The sequence below is a fragment of the Mesorhizobium shonense genome (assembly GCF_040545255.1).
GTDB classification, from domain to species: Bacteria; Pseudomonadota; Alphaproteobacteria; order Rhizobiales; family Rhizobiaceae; genus Mesorhizobium; species Mesorhizobium shonense.
The window spans coordinates 231,848-247,790 of record NZ_JBEPLM010000002.1 but is presented as its reverse complement, the minus strand read 5'-3'; the positions used below and the strand labels follow the sequence as shown (position 1 = coordinate 247,790).

The following is a 15,943-nucleotide window of genomic DNA, read 5'->3' as shown; positions in this document are numbered from 1 at the left end:
AGGCGAACCGGGCGGCGTCAGGTGCCGGTCGCCGTCGTGCCAACCGGCTTGGCGGCCCCGATCCGTTCCCAGCGTCTGCCATTCCCCTGCGCCTGCCGGGCGAAATAGCTGTAAGGCGTGCTGGACCAGTCACGGACCGAGTTGGTGAGGTTGTCGAGCACCAGGTCGCCCTCATTGGTGCGCACCGTCAATACGGTGTGCCCCTCGCCGTGATAGCTTGCCACGGTCAACAGTAGCGCCGAGGCCGGCCATCCGCGCTTCATCAGCTCGAGTTTCTTCAGGATCGCAATATCTTCGCAGTCGCCGGACACCGTTGGCACGCGCCAGTCGTCATCCTTGCCGACAACGGCTCGATCGCTGAGCTCGGTAATGCGTGAATTGACCGAACGGTTCACCTGCTTCAATTGCGCGCTGAGCCCAGACCGCAAGGTGACGACCTTTGTTCCGCCGGCCGTGCTGCACAGGCCGGGTTGGCGGCTGCAGAACGAATAGAAGGCCGGCGGTGCGAACCCCTTGCCTCTGGTTTCCATGGTCGTTCCGGCCTGGGCGGCAAATGGGCAGGCAACCGACAACAGAAATGCGATCAGCGCGACATCGCGTTTCACGATCTGCGTCTCCGATATTTGGCTTTCTAGGGTGAGCGGGGCGGGTTAATGAGCGGTTTCTAAAGGGCACAATTCGAGCCTGGGCGAGGCAACGCCGTTAAAATATTAATACGCTCTAAAATAAGATTTGAGCTATGCCGAAGCGGCGGAAAGGGCTTGAGTGCTCCTGATAAGGAGCCGCGCGGCCACGAATAGCATCGGCACGGCTCGTAGTGGCTCGGCCGCGGGTGGGAATTCCGCCTTCGATATCCACGCAGCGGGCTACTGCCAGGGGATCTGGGGTCATTGACGACAAGGTCGGACTGCGATCTGCATTTCGCCTCCCGCAAGCCTGCCACAAGCTTGTTGAGTCATTGTGCAACTCACAAAACCCGGCAAAAGGCAGCGCTTTCTTGGCTATCTCTCCCCCCAGCGACATCGTGATGGACGTCGCCCGCGCAGCGGAGCCGGCCGATGTCGAGGCGGCGCGGGCAGCACTCGCGAGAAGGGCAGGAGGTGCCCCAGGCACGTTCTCTGTCGACCAGGCCGCCACGGCCGATGCCGGCTCGGTGCTGTCGCGCGCCACCGCCGACAAAGCCGAGGCGGCGAACCCGTCGAAAAAATTCCAGCGCTTTGAGGCGATGGTGCTGACGACCTTCATCCAGAACATGATGCCCAAGGACACCGAAGGCGTTTACGGCAAGGGGCTGGCCGGCGACATGTGGAAGTCGCAGCTTGCCGAAAAGGTGGCCGATGTGATGGCCGCGCACGGCGGTATCGGCATCGCGAAATCAATGCTTGCCGACCATTATCTGGACGGCAAGCACAAGGTGCCGGTCGGGCCCGTTGGGGGCGGACCGGAGAAAGCCGAGATCGACCGGCAGACCAGGCTTTCGACCTCCTTGGTCGAGGAGCTTGAGCGCAAGGTCGCGCGGTCGATGACCGGCGACGACACAACCATAAAAACGGACACCAAGATCTAGGGACTTACATGGCCGACCAAACGGACCTTTCCAACCTGCCTGCACGGACCACCGCCACGGAAGCGCCGACCGCGTCCGCGCGGCCAGGCAACCTCGCCGCCATCATCGGCCGCATCGAGGAAGCGGTGGACGAGGAGACGGCGGGTATCCGCAGCGGAACCGGTTACGACCTCAAGGCCTCCAATGCCCGCAAGAGCCGCTATCTCTACGAACTGACCCGGGCCCTGAAGGGCGCCAACGAGATCGAGTTCCTCGAGCAGCATCGCGAGGGGCTGGCGCGGCTGCGGCAGAAGCTGGCGAAGAACGAAGCGGCTATCCTTGCCCATCTCAATGCCGTCAACGAGGTCGCCACGCTGCTGAAGAACGCCATCCAGCGCGCCGATACCGACGGCACCTATTCGGCCGGCGAATTCGGATACGCCCGGGCTTGAATGGGATGACTATGGCGCAAGGAAGGATCCGGTGATCAAGTTCATCGCCGCAGCGCTTTGGATCTGCGCCGCCACACTCAGTGCGGTGTTCTATTCCTTCCAGGCTGCGGGCGAGCGCGGCGTCGGCGAGCCGCCGAAGCCGATGCTGGGCGGCCTCGACTATGTCAAGACCGATATCATTTCGGTGCCGCTCATCCGCGGTGCCAGGATCGATGGCTATTTCCTCACCAAGCTCGTCTACACGGTGGAACCGGATCAGATAAAGAAACTGTCGATCCCGGCGCCGGCACTGATCACCGACCAGGTCTATTCCTACCTCTATTCCAATCCGCAGATCGATTTCACCAAGAAGGAGACGATCGATCTCGACGCTTTCCGCAAGGCGATCCGCGACACCGTCAACGCCCGCGTTGGCGTCGAGCTGGTGCATGACGTGCTGATCGACCAGGTCAACTTCCTGTCCAAGGACGAAATCCGCGACAACGCCATCCGCCGCCGCAAGAATGCCGGCGAGACGGCCCAGGAAATGACCAAGGCTTTCAAGCAGCACTGATCGCCTGCCCGAGGCTTTCTGGCCGCGGTTTCCTCGGGCCGACGTGGCCCGCCATGCCGCATGGTTGCCACCATGCCGCATGGCGACCGCGTTGACGTAAACGTCAACCGGAAGCTATATGCGCTGGTGACCGTGACCGCGCTCCCGCGCGACGCGGCCCCGCCCAGCGGCCGTGAGCCGATGCGCGTCAAACGCAACGATTGAGGAGAACAGCCATGGGCGTTCAGGAGATTGCCGACCGGATCAAGTCGCGCGTGGCAAGCGCGGGCTTCGAGCACTCGGTCAAGTTCGACACCGGCAGCGACGGCGTCATCGTTATCGACGGCGCGACCGTCTCGACCGCCGATGCCCCGACCGACTGCACGATCAAGCTTTCGCTCGACGACCTCGACTCGCTGATTGCCGGCGACCTCAACCCGACCATGGCCTTCATGGCCGGCAAGCTGAAGGTCGAAGGCGACATGACGGTCGCCATGGCGCTCAGCCAGTTGCTCGGCTGACAGATCACCACTTGCAAGACCGATGCGGCGCCGCATCGACACGGCGCCGCATCGGCTTTCAATGATCAAACGAAATCGAGCGCCTTGACCTTGCGGCCGGCGGCCTTGATCGTGCCCTTCGCGCCGTCGAGCGCGCCATCCTTCAGTTCCAGCGCCAGCAGCCGGTGCCGCTCATAGGGGCCGGGCATGGCGAGCGTGCCGGTGCGGCGGGCGGAGAAGCCGAACCGACCGTAGTAGGGCGCATCGCCGACGAGCAGGATCGCGCCATGGCCAAGCCGCGCGGCCTCGGCGACCGCGTGGTGCATCAGCGCCGAGCCGATGCCGCCGCTCTTCAGCGACGGCTCGACCGCCAGCGGGCCGAGCAGGAGCGCGGCCGGGCCGTTCTCGCCCAGCGTCACATCCCACAGCCGGACCGTGCCGACGACCGCGCCCGAAGGATCGCGCGCGACGAAGGCCAGGCCTTCCGAGGGCCGGCGGCCGCGCCGCAGCTTCTCGGACGACTTCTTCCTGCGCTTCGGCCCCATGGCACGGTCGAGCAACGCTTCGCGCGCCTCCACGTCGCCCACGCCTTCGGCGAGGATGACATAAGCGCGGGCAATCTCCCCCCTCGAGGGGGAGATGTCGCCGAAGGCGACAGAGGGGGTCGCCGCGCGTGAAGCGCCAATCTCCATCTGCCGCAGCAGGCCGAGCCCGGTCGGACCGACCCCCTCTGGCCGCTGCGCGGCCATCTCCCCCTCGAGGGGGGAGATTACCCGGCGCGCGGCGCCCTCAACGATGAAGTCTGCAATGTCCATTTCCGCGATCCTTCACGAGCGGAGATCTGTTCCACAAGCGAGCCCGGGCGGATGACAGGCACCCACTCGGGTTGATCTGAGCGGTCCTTGCGAACCGGTCAGATCACGTAGGATCGGAGAGGCTCGAAGCCGTTGAAGGCGACCGCCGAGTAAGTGGTCGTATAGGCGCCGGTGCCTTCGATCAGCACCTCGTCGCCGATGGTCAGCGACAAGGGCAGCGGATAAGGCGTCTTCTCGTACAGCACGTCGGCCGAATCGCAGGTCGGGCCGGCGAGCACGCAAGGCGCGTTCTCCGAGCCGTCATGGCGAGTGACGATCGGGTAGCGGATCGCCTCGTCCATGGTCTCGGCGAGGCCGCCGAACTTGCCGATGTCGAGGAACACCCAGCGCACATTGTCGTTGTCGGCCTTCTTCGAGATCAGCACGACTTCCGACTTGATGACGCCGGCATTGCCGACCATGCCGCGGCCCGGCTCGATGATCGTCTCGGGCAGCGCGTTGCCGAAATGCTTGCGCAGCGCCGAGAAGATGGCCTGGCCATAGGCCTGCGCCGCGGGCACGTCCTTCAGGTAACGGGTCGGGAAGCCGCCGCCCATATTGACCATCTTCAAGACGATGCCTTCCTCGGCGAGCGTCGCGAACACCTTCTTGGCGTCGCCCAGCGCGCGGTCCCAGGCCGTGAGGTCCGTCTGCTGCGAGCCGACATGGAACGACACGCCATAGGCGTCGAGGCCAAGGCCCTTGGCATGGCGCAGCACGTCGACGGCCATCGCCGGCACGCAGCCGAACTTGCGCGACAGCGGCCATTCGGCGCCCTCGCCGTCGGTGAGGACGCGGCAGAACACGCGCGAGCCGGGGGCGGCGCGGGCGATCTTCTCGACCTCTTCGACGCAGTCTACCGCGTAGAGGCGGATGCCGAGCTGATAGGCGCGCGCAATGTCGCGCTCCTTCTTGATGGTGTTGCCGAAGGAAATGCGGTCGGCCGGCGCGCCGGCGTCCATCGCCATCTCAACCTCGGCAACGGATGCGGTGTCGAAGGACGAGCCCATCGCAGCAAGCAGGCGCAGGATCTCCGGCGCCGGGTTTGCTTTCACCGCATAGTAGATCCTGGAATCGGGCAACGCCTTCTCGAAGGCGCGGAAATTGTCTCGCACGACATCGAGGTCGACGACCAGGCACGGGCCGTTCGGACGTCGGGTGGCGAGGAAGTCGAGGATGCGCTGAGTAGCCATAGCGGTCTCTCCATCACGCCTTGCGGCGTGCACAAAGGCTGCGCGCCACGGGCCGTCGGCCTCGCGAACACGCGGTGGACAAAGGCGGGACGAAAATCCATGGAACCAGCCGGTGGAGACCCCGGAACCATGAACCGCCGTCTCGCGGCGATGAACCTTGGCCTTGCCCGGCCTCGGTTCGCTTTGTCTGCCTTGGCTTGGATGGGAGACCATCCGCACTGCCGGCAATGAAGGTGTGCCTCTTTAGTAACCCCGGTCTTTGGACGACCGGAAGAGAACCAGAAAGGCCCGCACCGTCGTTGCTTCAAGGTGTCCTCGATCTTGTGGTTGGCCACTGACCGACTGGAGGGGTTGGCTCCAGTTACCTTACCGATTGCCCTCACCATTCGAGGATCGGCGGACACCCACAGGCACGTGCGACTTTGGGCAAGCGCGATATAAGAGCGAAGGGTTTTACAATCAATAAAAATCGTAAGCGCCGGTTGTAAAAATTCCGGCATCGAACAATGTTTGTGGACCGTATCCGGAAATCGAACGATGCCAGGCACTCACGGCCCTCTCAACGCCTTCCTCGATCTGCGCCAAATGCCTGTGGCAAATGCGGAAATAGGCCCGCTTGCCGGCCTGCGCCTTGCGGTCAAGGACATTTACGACATCGCCGGCTACCGCACCGGTTGCGGCAACCCGCGCAAGTTCGATGAGGCGCACGCCGCCTCGCAGACGGCCGAGGCCGTGCAGGTGATTCTCGATGCCGGCGCGCAATTCGTCGGCAAGACGCAGACCGACGAGCTTGCCTTCTCGCTGTTCGGCCAGAATTCGCATTTCGCGTTCCCGGTGAACGCGGCCGCTCCAAACCGCGTGACCGGCGGCTCCTCCTCGGGATCGGCATCTGCAGTCGCAGGCGGCCTTGCCGACATCGCCATCGGCTCCGATACCGGCGGCTCGATCCGCGCGCCGGCGAGCTTCTGCGGCCTGATCGGGCTGCGCACCAGCCACGGCCGCATCTCGCTCGACGGCGCGATGAAGCTCGCGCCGAGCTTCGACACCTTCGGCTGGTTCGCCGGCGACATCGAGACCTACGAAGCGGTCGGCAAACTTTTGCTCGGACGCGATCCGCATCAGCATCCGCTCAACCGCCCGCTGTCGATCCGCTGGCTGGACGCCTTCGTCGCCGGCCCGGCCGAGGCCGCCGAATATGACCGCATGAAGACACTGGCCGCCACCGTCGTCGGCGTGCCGACCGAGACCGAATACGCCTTCGCCTCTCTTCCGGACGATCTGTACTGGTGCTTTCGCCGGCTGCAGGCCTATGAGGCCTGGCAGGTTCATGGCGGCTGGATCTCGGCGGGCAACCACGGCCTTGGCCCTGGCGTCGACGAGCGTTTCGGCTTCGGCCGCACGATCGATGCCGGCACGGTTGCCGCCGAGACGGCACGCCGATCCGCTTTCCGCGCCGAATTGGGCGCCCTGCTCGGCGACAACGGGTTTCTCGTTCTGCCGACCGTTCCAGGCGCAGCGCCGCTCGCCGCAAGCACACCGGAACAGTTCCAGGCCTATCGCGAAAGGGCGCTGCATCTGTTGTGCCTGGCCGGCCTGTCGGGTTTCCCGCAAATCACCTTGCCGCTCGGTTCTGTCGACGGCGCGCCCTTCGGCCTGTCGCTGCTGGGCCCTTCCGGCAGCGACGTCGCTTTGATACGCCTCGGCCGCAGGATTCTCGACGCGGCACGAAAGGTCTGATCATGGATACGTTGACCCGCATGCGCGCCTTCATCGACGTAGTCGAGGCGGAAGGCTTCTCGGCCGCCGCGCGCAAGATCGGCCGCTCGAAGGCGCTGCTGTCGAAATATGTGCGCGAGTTGGAGGACGAGCTCGGCGCGCTGCTGTTGAACCGCACCACCAGGCAGTTCTCGCTGACCGAAGCCGGCCACACCTATTATCAGCGCGCCTCCGAAATCGTGCGCGAGGTCGACAGCCTGGCCGACGCAGTGCGCGAATCCTCCGGCGACGTGCGCGGCCGGATCAAGCTTTCGGCGGCGCGCACCTTCGCCGACGCGCCGATCGGCCAGTCATTGATCGACTTCGCCAAGCAGCATCCAGACATCGTGCTCGACATCCATCTCGACGACCGCTTCGTCGATCTGGTCGAGGAAGGCTTCGATGTCGCCGTGCGCATTTCGCGGCTGGAGAACTCCTCGCTGATCGCCAGGCGCCTGGGGCCGTTTTCGATCAAGCTTTGCGCGTCGCCCGAGCTGATCGCAAAGCATGGCATGCCGACGCGCCCGCAGGATCTTTCCAACATGCCCTGCATCGTCGACACCAATGGCCGCTCTTTAGCCAACTGGCGCTTCAAGGGCGACGGCGAGGATTCGGTCAGCGTCACCGTCTCGGGTCCGATCGAGGTGAACAGTCCGATGGCGGCGAGAGCCGCAGCCGTCTCGGGCCTGGGCTTCACCATCCTGCCGGATTTCATCGCCGCGCCCGATCTATCCAGCGGCCGGCTGGTAACGGTGCTCGACGACCGTATTCTCTCGGGCAGCGGCATCTTCGCTGTCTATCCGCACCGCCGCTACCTGCCCGCCAAGGTCCGCGTCTTCGTCGATTTCCTGGTGCACTGGTTCAGGACGCGCGACGCAGCGTGACCGACCGGGAGGCTCGCGGTCCCAATTTCGCCCCCTTTCTGATAACTCTCGGGGGCCACTCCCAAAGTTGATGGAATCGCGGCCCGGAATGCACCTGAAACGGCAAGCAACCATGCTGGCTTCGGCCGCAGCGCTGACATTTGCCGCGGTCGAGCCGGCCGAGGTGCATCCCCACGTCTTCGCCGAAGCCCGCCTCGACGTCATCCTCAGCGAGGATCACCAAAGTGTGACGGCGCTGCGCCACCTTTGGCGCTTCGACGATCTTTTTTCGAGTACTGTGATGATGGAGTTCGACAAGAACTCCGATCTGAAGCTTGACGACAAAGAGCTCAAGGAAGTGGCCGACACCGTCCATTCCTCGCTGGCCGAGTTCAACTACTTCCAGCTCGTCACTCAGGACGGCAAGGACGTGCCCATGGTCCCGCCGCCGCATCTGATGGCCAACTTCGACAACGACCAGCTGATCATCCTGTTCGAATCGCAGCCGAAGGCGCCGATCAAGCTGGCCGGCAAGATCGATATCGGCGTTTACGATCCGACCTTCTATACGGCGATCGACTTCACCGACGACGCCAACCTCACCGTTGAAGGCCTGCCCTCGAACTGCACCAAGAAGGTCATCCGTCCCGATCCGGACGAAGCGATCAAGGAAAACCAGAAGACCCTGACGGACGCGTTCTTCAACGATCCGACGGGCACTGACATGAGCAAGATCTTCGCCACCAAGCTCGAACTGACCTGCCCGCCAGAAGGATAACCGGTGATGAAACCATCGCTGCGCTTGGCGCTCGGCCTTTTGGTCGCCACCCTGGTGCTTACCCATCTGCCCGGCGTCGCCCATGCCCAGAGCTCGCTCGGCATCGGCACCAATGACGGCATGGCGCCCAGCACCTCCGGCCCGTTCGCCCATATCCTGATGTGGATCAATCTGAGGCAGCAGGAATTCTACCATTCGCTGGCCGCCGCCATGAAGGCGATGCGCCAGGACGGCAGCAAGCTCTGGCTGCTGGTCGGGCTTTCTTTCGCCTATGGCATCTTCCACGCCGCCGGCCCCGGCCACGGCAAGGCGGTGATCTCGTCCTACATGGTCGCCAACGAAGTGGCGCTGAAGCGCGGCATCATGCTGTCCTTCGTCTCCGCGCTGCTGCAGGGCTTCACCGCGGTCGTCGTCATGGTGCTTGCCTATTTCGTGCTGCGCGGCACCGCCGTGTCGATGACCGATGCTGCATGGTTCCTGGAAATCTCGAGCTATGTGCTGGTCACGTTGTTCGGCGCGTGGCTTTTGTGGCGCAAGCTCGGTCCGTCGATCCTGCGTCGGCTCGGCAGGGCGCCCGCCTACAGCCTGTCGGCGGCGCACGCCGGCCATTCGCATGGCGGGCACTCGCACGCTGGCGCGCATTCCCACGCGAGCCATTCCCACACTCATTCGCATTCGACGCATACTCATGCGGCACATTCGCATGCGCGCAGCCACGAGACACAGGATCACAGCGCGCACGATCACCATCATCACGACCACGCGGCGCACGACCATGATCACGCTGGGCATCATCATCACGACCATGGTCCGGGAGAAGTCTGCGAGACCTGCGGCCATTCGCATGCTCCGGACCCGGCGCTGCTTTCGGGCGACCGCTTCGACTGGAAGACCGCCTGGTCGGCGGTGGCCGCCGTTGGCATCCGCCCCTGCTCCGGCGCGCTGATCGTGCTGAGCTTTGCGCTCCTCAACGGGCTCTGGATGGGTGGCCTGCTGTCGGTGCTGGCGATGTCGATCGGCACCGCGATCACGGTCTCGGCGCTCGCGACGCTCGCGGTGACGGCGAAGAATTGGGCGGTCTATTTCGCCGGCGACGGACGCCTCGGCAACCGTATCCATTCGATCGTCGAGATCGGCGGCGCGGCCTTCATATTCCTGGTCGGCCTGCTGCTTTTGTCGGCCAGCCTGACGGGCGGCGCCTGATTTTAAGGCTGGCTCGCCAAGGTGTGTTGAGATTCAGGTCAGGCCGAGCCGAGAATGGTGGTTTCCGAGAACCGGCCTACGCCGGCCGTAGCCTTAACTGCCACGCCACTCTCAAAAATGGCTTCGGCCGGCGAAGGCCGGAAGCGCAGGAAGCCGCCATTCGCAGGCCGGCATCACCTGAATATCAATATACCTTTCCGCCCAGCTCATCCTCGATATGAGCGCGGATGATCTCGTCGAAATTCTTCTCGGCGACAAAACCCAGTTCCCGCGAGCGGCGCGCCTCGAACCGCGTCGGCCAGCCTTTGACGATCGCCCAGATCGTTTCGTCTGGCTGTTCGCGGATCCGCTTCACCACCTCGGGTCCGGCGATGCGTTCCAGCGCCTCAATCTGCTCGCCGACGGTCACGGCGACACCGGGCATTGTGAGGTTGCGGCGCGGCCCGACCTTGTCGCCGTCGATCTCTGCCGTATGGATCAGGAAATTCACCGCCGAGCGTGGGCTGGCATGCGTGTGCAGCACCGAGCGCGGCACCGGCAGGATCGCCTCTTGCCCGCTGAGCGGCTCGCGGATGATCCCGGAGAAGAAGCTCGAAGCCGCCTTGTTCGGCTTGCCCGGCCGCACGCAGATGGTGGGCAGCCGGATGCCGATGCCGTCGAAGAAGCCGCGCCGCGAGTAGTCGGCGAGCAGTGCCTCGCTGATCAGCTTCTGCGTGCCATAGGAAGTGAGCGGCGTCGGATGGAACTCGTCCGGGATGACATCGGGGAACGGCGCGCCGAACACGGCGATCGACGAGGTGAAGACGAGGCGCGGCGCAAAGCCCGCCAGCCGCACGGCGTCGAACAGCGCGCGCGTGCCGTCGAGATTGACGCGGTAGCCGAGGTCGAAATTGGCTTCCGCCTCGCCGGACACGATGCCGGCCAGATGGAAGATCACATCCGGATGGGAAGCGACGAGCTTAGCCGTCGCGCCGGGCGCGGAAAGGTCGCCGGTATGGATCGAGACATCGACGCCTGCGAGCGCCGGCGCCTGCGGCGCCACGATATCGTGCAAATCGATCGCCGTGATTTTACACCCGCGCAGCACACCGTCCTTGGCCAGCCTTGCGGTCAGTTTGCGGCCAACCATGCCGGCGGCGCCGGTGATCAGAATTCTCATTTCAGCGACCTTTCTTGCGCTGGCTGCGTCCGCGCAACCAGAAGACGACGAACAACGCCAGCATGAAGATTGCGGCGACGATGGCGGCGAGCACTGTCGAAACCTTGCCGACAGCCAGCATTATGGTTGGCAGGAAATAGGCGGCGAGCCCGAAGAGCAGTAGTATACAGGCCGCGGCGATCGCCGCGCTACGCGTCTCGCGATCCATCAGGCGCCGTCCCTCGATCCGAGGCTCTTCAAGCTCATTGCCGGCTCAGTGATAGTGCCGGCGATCGCGAGGCGCGTCATGCGCATGATCGTGGTGATGGTCGTGCTCGTCATGGCTGTCGGCGCACAGTCCGAACTCGGGCTCCACCGTTGCATGGTCGATGCCGTGCTCGGCGGCAAGCCGCTTCTTGATGGCGCTCACCGCCATATGCGGGTCGACGCCGTCATTAAGGCAGGCGTGCAGCGTCGCCATGTTGCTGGTGCCGTCCAGCGACCAGACATGCATGTGATGCACCTCGCGCACCCCCTTGACCGTGGCTTCAATATCCTTGGCGATCAGGTCGCGGTCGAGGCTTGCCGGCACACCTTCGAGCAACACATGGGCGGCCTCGCGCATCAGCGACCACGCCGTCGACAGGATCAGCAGCGCCACCAGCACGGAGAGGATTGGATCGATCGGCGTCCAGCCGGTTGCGAGGATGACGACCGCCGCCGCTATTGCCGCCGCCGAGCCAAGCAAATCGCCAAGCACATGCAGTATGGCGCCGCGCATGTTCAGGCTTCCGCGATCGCCGCCATTGAGCACGAAGAAAGCGGCGATGTTGACCAGCAAGCCGGTGACCGCCACCACCAGCATCGGTCCGCCCAGCACCGGAGCCGGGTGCATCAGCCGTCCCCAGGCCTCGTAGACGATCCACAGCGCGATAACGAAAATGGCGATGCCGTTGGTGTAGGCGACCAGCGTCTTCACGCGGCCGAAGCCGTAGGTGAGACGACCCGTGGCCGGCCGGCCGGCGAGATGGAAGGCATACCAGGCGAGCCCGAGCGCGATCGAATCCGCCAGCATGTGGCCGGCGTCCGCAAGCAGCGCCAGCGACCCGGTGATGAGGCCGCCGAGCGCTTCGGCGACCATGAAGCCGCCGGTCAGGCAGGCCGCGATCAGCACCCGCTTCTTGTCGGTCGAGCCGTGCACATGGCCGGCGCCGTGGCTATGGCCATGCGGAACGTGCCCATGTGAAGCATGATCGTGCGCCATTGCGCAACTCCTGTTTACTGACCATGATCTTGTCCGAACCGGAGGTCAGCGCAGCAAAAACCGGTTCCCCCTTTTCGGGATCATGGTTTACGCGCCGAACTCGGCGCGGAAATCCTCGAGCCGCCGCTTCTGGCGGCCCTCGCCATCGAAATTCGCCGGATCGAGCCAGGCCTCATAGGCCTTGCGCAGCGCCGGCCACTCCTTGTCGATGATCGAATACCATGCCGTATCGCGGTTTTCGCCCTTTACCACAAGATGCTGGCGGAAAATGCCTTCGAACTTGAAGCCGAAACGTTCCGCCGCGCGCTTCGACGGCTCGTTGCGGTTGTTGCATTTCCATTCGTAGCGGCGATAGCCGAGCTCGTCGAAGGCATATTTCGTGAACAGGAACTGCGCTTCGGTAGCCTGCGGCTTGCGCGAGATCAGCGGCCCCCAATAGATGTTGCCGATCTCGATGACGCCGTTATTGGCATCGATGCGCATCAGCGTCTGGCGCCCGGCGACCTTGCCGCTCGCCTTGTCGATGACGGCGAAGAACAGCGGATCCTCGCTCGCCTCGACCTTGTCCAGCCACGGCTGGAAAGCGGCACGGGTTTCCGGCGGGTAGTCGGGCAGCCAGGCGAAGCGGCCGCCGGCGTCCGGCACCGAGGACGCCTCGTAGAGCCCGCCGCCGTGCTTTGCCGCGCTCAACGGCTCGAGCCTGACGGTGCGGCCTTCGAGCACCTTGCGTTCCGGACGCGGGCGCGGCCGCCAATCTTTGAGATTTTCCGACGCCTCAATATTTTCCGACACCGGGAACTCCAATCCGTTTGACATTTTGGAAGAGACGCTCACAAAAACGCTCGCCCACAGAAAGAACCACAGGGACGGGAAAAATGCTCCACACGATCGCGGCCTTCGACCGTCTCGGCGAGGAAAACGCGTTTGCGGTGCTCGCGCGAGCCACCGCGCTTGCCCATCAGGGCCGCGACATCATCAATCTCGGCATCGGCCAGCCCGACTTCAAGACGCCGCAACACATCGTCGAGGCGGCGATCAAGGCGCTGCGCGACGGCCATCATGGCTACACGCCGGCCAACGGCCTGCTCGCCACCCGCGAGGCGGTGGTGCGCCGCACGCTGACCACCACCGGCGTCGAGGTGTCGCCCGAAAACGTAATGATCCTGCCCGGCGGCAAGCCGACCATGTTCGCCGCGATCCTGATGTTCGGCGAACCGGGCGCGGAGATCCTTTATCCCGACCCCGGCTTTCCGATCTATCGCTCGATGATCGAGTTCACCGGCGCGGCGCCCATTCCCGTGCCGATCCGCGAGGAGAACGGCTTTGCCTTCTCGGCGGAAGAGACGCTGGCGCTGATCACGCCGAAGACCAGGCTGCTGATCCTCAACTCGCCCGCCAATCCGACCGGCGGTGTGACGCCTCGCGCGGAAATCGAAAAGCTCGTCAAGGGCCTGGAGAAGCACCCCGAGGTCGCGATCCTGTCCGACGAAATCTACGACGTCATGACCTATGACGGCGAGACGCACTGCTCGCTGCTCAATTTTCCGGAAATCCGCGACCGGCTGATCCTGCTCAACGGCTGGTCGAAGACCTGGGCGATGACCGGCTGGCGCATGGGCTGGTCGATCTGGCCGAACGGCGAAAAGGGCGCTCACCTCTACGACAAGGTGCGCAAGCTGGCGGTCAACTGCTGGTCCTGCGTCAACGCGCCGAGCCAATATGCCGGCATCGCGGCGATAGACGGCCCGCAGGATGACGTCGAAAAGATGATGCGGGCTTTCGACAACCGCAGGAAGATCGTGGTCGAGGGCCTGAATGCTCTGCCGGGCATTTCCTGCATCACGCCCAAGGGCGCCTTCTATGCCTTCCCCAATGTGTCGAAAACCGGCTGGAAGGCGAAGAAGCTTGCCTCGGCGCTGCTTGAGGATGCCGGCGTCGCGCTGATCGGCGGTCCCGACTTCGGCGTGCTCGGCGAAGGCTACATCCGGCTATCCTACGCGAATTCCGAGGAGAACATCCTGCGCGCGCTGGAGCGGATCGAGGCGTTTTTGAAGAGGTAAAGCTTCAGCCCCTCACCCGCGCCCGACAAACGGCATCTTCGTCGCCATGACGGTCATGAACAGCACATTGGCGTCGAGCGGAAGGCTCGCCATGTGGAGCACCGCGTCGGCGACGCGCTGGACGTCCATCACCGCTTCGGCGGCGATGGAGCCGTTGGCCTGCGGCACGCCGACCGTCATCGGCTGCGCCATCTCGGTCAGCGCGTTGCCGATGTCGATCTGGCCGCAGGCGATGTCATAAGGGCGGCCGTCGAGCGCGAGCGTCTTGGTCAGGCCGGTGATGGCGTGCTTGGTCGCCGTATAGGGCACGGAGCCCGGGCGCGGTGCATAGGCCGATACCGAGCCGTTGTTGATGATGCGGCCGCCCATCGGCTTTTGCCGGCGCATGGCGCCGAAGGCGGCGCGGGCGCACAGGAACGAGCCAGTGAGGTTGACGCCCACGACATCGTTCCACACCTCGACCGGGATCTCGTCGATCAGCGTCGACTTGTAGCCCATGCCGGCATTGTTGAAGAGCAGGTCGACGCGCCCGAACGCCTCCACTACGGTCTCGAACATATCCTCGACCTCGCCGGCTTTGCTGATGTCGCAGGCAACCGCAAGCGCCTTGGCTTCCGTCTTGCCAGCCTCGGCGATCGCCTCCTCGAGCACCTTCTTGCGACGGCCGCAGAACACGGTGTTCCAGCCTGCCTTGAGCAGCGTCGTGGCAACGCTCTTGCCGATGCCGGTGCCGGCCCCGGTGACGATCGCGGTTCTCTCTGTGATGGCGGTCATCGACGCGCTCCCCGGTCATTGCTGAAACAGGACGAGGCATCGCAAATGATGGAGATCGTGGCAAGCAGCTCTTGTCAACAAAAAGGGAGGGTCGGCAAAACGGAGGGGCCGACAAAAAGGGCGGTCATTGGCGACCGCCCTGATCTGAACCGCGCTTGGGAGGAGGAAAGCCGGCCCGACTGATTAGAATCATGCGCTTGCTCGGTTAACGAAAGGTTAACGCCTTGGCGCGGCCTTTTCGTCCCGCTGTCATCGGGTTCAAGCTCCAGCCTGCGCCTTCGCTGCCGAAACCGTCGCCTCGACATGGTCGACCAGCGCGTCGGGCAGCCCGAGCCGGCCGGCGAGCAGGTCGAGATAGCCGCGCTCGGTGCGGGTGTCGGGATCGATGGTCAGGCGCGAGGCGGTGTAGAGCTCGAGCTTCTGCGCGTCGGTCTTGGCGCCCGCGATCAGCGTGTCGAGGTCGAGCGGCCGTTCGAGCTCTTCCATCAGGAATTTTTCAGCCTCCGAGCCAACGCCGGCAAGCTTGAGCTTGTCGGCGATCTTCTGCCGCTCCTCATCGTCGACATGGCCGTCCGCCTTGGCCGCCGAGATCATCGCCCGCACAAGCGTCAGCGTGAATTCGGCCTCGCCCTGCGGCGCTTGCGAGGGATGGAAAGCTGTGTCGGCCGGCGGCGGCAGCAATTCCGGCTCGCCTGCCGCAGGCTTCTGCGCCGGCTCGGCGCCGTTCTTGTAGTTCTGGTAGGCCTTGTAGGCGAGGCCGCCGATCGCGGCCAAACCACCGAGCTTGATGGCCGCTCCCGTCACCTGCCGCCCGGTACCTGTGCCGAGCAGCACGGCGGCCAGCGCGCCGGCGGCGAGCGGATTGTCCTTCGCCATCTGCACCGCTTGCCCCGCCTTGTCGCGAACGGTCGATCCCGTGCCAGGAATTTGCGAGCCGAGAAGGTCGTCGAGCAGCTTCTTGGGGTCGATCATCAATGCCTCCAGAATTGGCCCGGCCGAATGCGCCCGGGCGGGGGTTTCGGACCGGCATG

The 15,943-nt window shown here is 64.4% G+C and carries 18 protein-coding genes; 9 read left to right on the top strand and 9 right to left on the bottom strand.

Features of this window, described 5'->3' with window-relative positions:
- Positions 1-17 precede the first annotated feature (17 nt).
- Positions 18-605 carry a transglutaminase-like cysteine peptidase gene (locus ABID26_RS06610; protein WP_292302700.1) on the bottom strand — a complete coding sequence of 196 codons (588 nt, stop codon included), beginning with the start codon at positions 603-605 and terminating at the stop codon, positions 18-20.
- A 392-nt stretch (positions 606-997) separates the two neighbouring features.
- Here ABID26_RS06610 and ABID26_RS06605 point away from each other — a divergent pair, with 392 nt between their 5' ends.
- The 4 genes from ABID26_RS06605 (at position 998) to ABID26_RS06590 (ending at position 3,051) form a co-directional block, all read left to right on the top strand.
- Positions 998-1,567, top strand: a complete 570-nt coding sequence (locus ABID26_RS06605) for a rod-binding protein (protein WP_292302699.1) — start codon at positions 998-1,000, stop codon at positions 1,565-1,567.
- 8 nt (positions 1,568-1,575) lie between these two features.
- Entirely contained in the window at positions 1,576-1,998 is a 423-nt protein-coding gene (locus ABID26_RS06600) for a hypothetical protein (RefSeq protein WP_059184443.1), read from the top strand.
- A 31-nt stretch (positions 1,999-2,029) separates the two neighbouring features.
- Positions 2,030-2,551 (top strand): hypothetical protein, encoded by a 522-nt coding sequence (locus ABID26_RS06595; protein WP_292302698.1) that lies wholly within the window; start codon positions 2,030-2,032, stop codon positions 2,549-2,551.
- 215 nt (positions 2,552-2,766) lie between these two features.
- A complete protein-coding gene (locus tag ABID26_RS06590) occupies positions 2,767-3,051 on the top strand; it encodes an SCP2 sterol-binding domain-containing protein (RefSeq protein ID WP_292302697.1) in 285 nt (94 codons plus the stop codon).
- A 65-nt stretch (positions 3,052-3,116) separates the two neighbouring features.
- On the opposite strand, the gene ABID26_RS06585 is transcribed toward ABID26_RS06590, so the two are convergent.
- Positions 3,117-3,722 carry a GNAT family N-acetyltransferase gene (locus tag ABID26_RS06585; protein WP_292342842.1) on the bottom strand — a complete coding sequence of 202 codons (606 nt, stop codon included), beginning with the start codon at positions 3,720-3,722 and terminating at the stop codon, positions 3,117-3,119.
- Between the two features lie 221 nt (positions 3,723-3,943).
- Positions 3,944-5,077 (bottom strand): ornithine/lysine decarboxylase, encoded by a 1,134-nt coding sequence (gene odc2, locus ABID26_RS06580; RefSeq protein WP_292300682.1) that lies wholly within the window; start codon positions 5,075-5,077, stop codon positions 3,944-3,946.
- Between the two features lie 537 nt (positions 5,078-5,614).
- On the opposite strand from odc2, the gene ABID26_RS06575 reads away from it, so the two are divergent.
- The 4 genes from ABID26_RS06575 to ABID26_RS06560 all read left to right on the top strand — a co-directional run bounded on the left by ABID26_RS06575 (position 5,615) and on the right by ABID26_RS06560 (position 9,676).
- Entirely contained in the window at positions 5,615-6,814 is a 1,200-nt protein-coding gene (locus ABID26_RS06575) for an amidase (RefSeq protein WP_292339111.1), read from the top strand.
- 2 nt (positions 6,815-6,816) lie between these two features.
- The gene (locus tag ABID26_RS06570; protein WP_126098069.1) at positions 6,817-7,716 is read left to right on the top strand and encodes a LysR family transcriptional regulator; all 900 of its coding nucleotides are present in this window, start codon (positions 6,817-6,819) and stop codon (positions 7,714-7,716) included.
- A gap of 88 nt (positions 7,717-7,804) precedes the next feature.
- The gene (locus ABID26_RS06565) at positions 7,805-8,473 is read left to right on the top strand and encodes a DUF1007 family protein (RefSeq protein ID WP_354414587.1); all 669 of its coding nucleotides are present in this window, start codon (positions 7,805-7,807) and stop codon (positions 8,471-8,473) included.
- 6 nt (positions 8,474-8,479) lie between these two features.
- On the top strand, positions 8,480-9,676 hold the full coding sequence (locus ABID26_RS06560; protein ID WP_354414584.1) for a nickel/cobalt transporter: 1,197 nt from the start codon (positions 8,480-8,482) through the stop codon (positions 9,674-9,676).
- A gap of 184 nt (positions 9,677-9,860) precedes the next feature.
- Here ABID26_RS06560 and denD read toward each other — a convergent pair whose 3' ends face one another.
- The 4 genes from denD to ABID26_RS06540 all read right to left on the bottom strand — a co-directional run bounded on the left by denD (position 9,861) and on the right by ABID26_RS06540 (position 12,894).
- On the bottom strand, positions 9,861-10,835 hold the full coding sequence (gene denD, locus ABID26_RS06555) for a D-erythronate dehydrogenase (protein ID WP_354414582.1): 975 nt from the start codon (positions 10,833-10,835) through the stop codon (positions 9,861-9,863).
- 1 nt (position 10,836) lies between these two features.
- Positions 10,837-11,043 (bottom strand): hypothetical protein, encoded by a 207-nt coding sequence (locus tag ABID26_RS06550; RefSeq protein ID WP_126098065.1) that lies wholly within the window; start codon positions 11,041-11,043, stop codon positions 10,837-10,839.
- Positions 11,044-11,088: 45 nt separating this feature from the next.
- Positions 11,089-12,078: a cation diffusion facilitator family transporter gene (locus ABID26_RS06545; protein ID WP_354414579.1), complete on the bottom strand. Its 990-nt coding sequence runs from the start codon at positions 12,076-12,078 to the stop codon at positions 11,089-11,091.
- Between the two features lie 87 nt (positions 12,079-12,165).
- A complete protein-coding gene (locus ABID26_RS06540; RefSeq protein WP_354414578.1) occupies positions 12,166-12,894 on the bottom strand; it encodes a GNAT family N-acetyltransferase in 729 nt (242 codons plus the stop codon).
- A gap of 59 nt (positions 12,895-12,953) precedes the next feature.
- On the opposite strand from ABID26_RS06540, the gene ABID26_RS06535 reads away from it, so the two are divergent.
- On the top strand, positions 12,954-14,138 hold the full coding sequence (locus ABID26_RS06535; protein ID WP_354414575.1) for a pyridoxal phosphate-dependent aminotransferase: 1,185 nt from the start codon (positions 12,954-12,956) through the stop codon (positions 14,136-14,138).
- A 12-nt stretch (positions 14,139-14,150) separates the two neighbouring features.
- Here the strand turns inward: ABID26_RS06535 and ABID26_RS06530 are convergent, their stop codons facing one another.
- Both ABID26_RS06530 and ABID26_RS06525 read right to left on the bottom strand, forming a co-directional pair.
- A complete protein-coding gene (locus tag ABID26_RS06530; RefSeq protein ID WP_292339105.1) occupies positions 14,151-14,912 on the bottom strand; it encodes an SDR family oxidoreductase in 762 nt (253 codons plus the stop codon).
- Positions 14,913-15,170: 258 nt separating this feature from the next.
- On the bottom strand, positions 15,171-15,884 hold the full coding sequence (locus ABID26_RS06525; RefSeq protein WP_354414572.1) for a tellurite resistance TerB family protein: 714 nt from the start codon (positions 15,882-15,884) through the stop codon (positions 15,171-15,173).
- Positions 15,885-15,943: the final 59 nt, after the last annotated feature.

Bases quoted from the DNA above. Each gene is read 5' to 3' on its own strand.
- ABID26_RS06600 (WP_059184443.1), top strand. From the start codon at position 1,576: ATGGCCGACCAAACGGACCTTTCCAACCTGCCTGCACGGACCACCGCC.
- ABID26_RS06590 (WP_292302697.1), top strand. From the start codon at position 2,767: ATGGGCGTTCAGGAGATTGCCGACCGGATCAAGTCGCGCGTGGCAAGC.
- ABID26_RS06585 (WP_292342842.1), bottom strand. From the start codon at position 3,722: ATGGAGATTGGCGCTTCACGCGCGGCGACCCCCTCTGTCGCCTTCGGC.
- odc2 (WP_292300682.1), bottom strand. From the start codon at position 5,077: ATGGCTACTCAGCGCATCCTCGACTTCCTCGCCACCCGACGTCCGAAC.
- ABID26_RS06575 (WP_292339111.1), top strand. From the start codon at position 5,615: ATGCCAGGCACTCACGGCCCTCTCAACGCCTTCCTCGATCTGCGCCAA.
- ABID26_RS06570 (WP_126098069.1), top strand. From the start codon at position 6,817: ATGGATACGTTGACCCGCATGCGCGCCTTCATCGACGTAGTCGAGGCG.
- ABID26_RS06565 (WP_354414587.1), top strand. From the start codon at position 7,805: ATGCACCTGAAACGGCAAGCAACCATGCTGGCTTCGGCCGCAGCGCTG.
- ABID26_RS06560 (WP_354414584.1), top strand. From the start codon at position 8,480: ATGAAACCATCGCTGCGCTTGGCGCTCGGCCTTTTGGTCGCCACCCTG.
- denD (WP_354414582.1), bottom strand. From the start codon at position 10,835: ATGAGAATTCTGATCACCGGCGCCGCCGGCATGGTTGGCCGCAAACTG.
- ABID26_RS06550 (WP_126098065.1), bottom strand. From the start codon at position 11,043: ATGGATCGCGAGACGCGTAGCGCGGCGATCGCCGCGGCCTGTATACTA.
- ABID26_RS06545 (WP_354414579.1), bottom strand. From the start codon at position 12,078: ATGGCGCACGATCATGCTTCACATGGGCACGTTCCGCATGGCCATAGC.
- ABID26_RS06540 (WP_354414578.1), bottom strand. From the start codon at position 12,894: ATGTCAAACGGATTGGAGTTCCCGGTGTCGGAAAATATTGAGGCGTCG.
- ABID26_RS06535 (WP_354414575.1), top strand. From the start codon at position 12,954: ATGCTCCACACGATCGCGGCCTTCGACCGTCTCGGCGAGGAAAACGCG.
- ABID26_RS06530 (WP_292339105.1), bottom strand. From the start codon at position 14,912: ATGACCGCCATCACAGAGAGAACCGCGATCGTCACCGGGGCCGGCACC.
- ABID26_RS06525 (WP_354414572.1), bottom strand. From the start codon at position 15,884: ATGATCGACCCCAAGAAGCTGCTCGACGACCTTCTCGGCTCGCAAATT.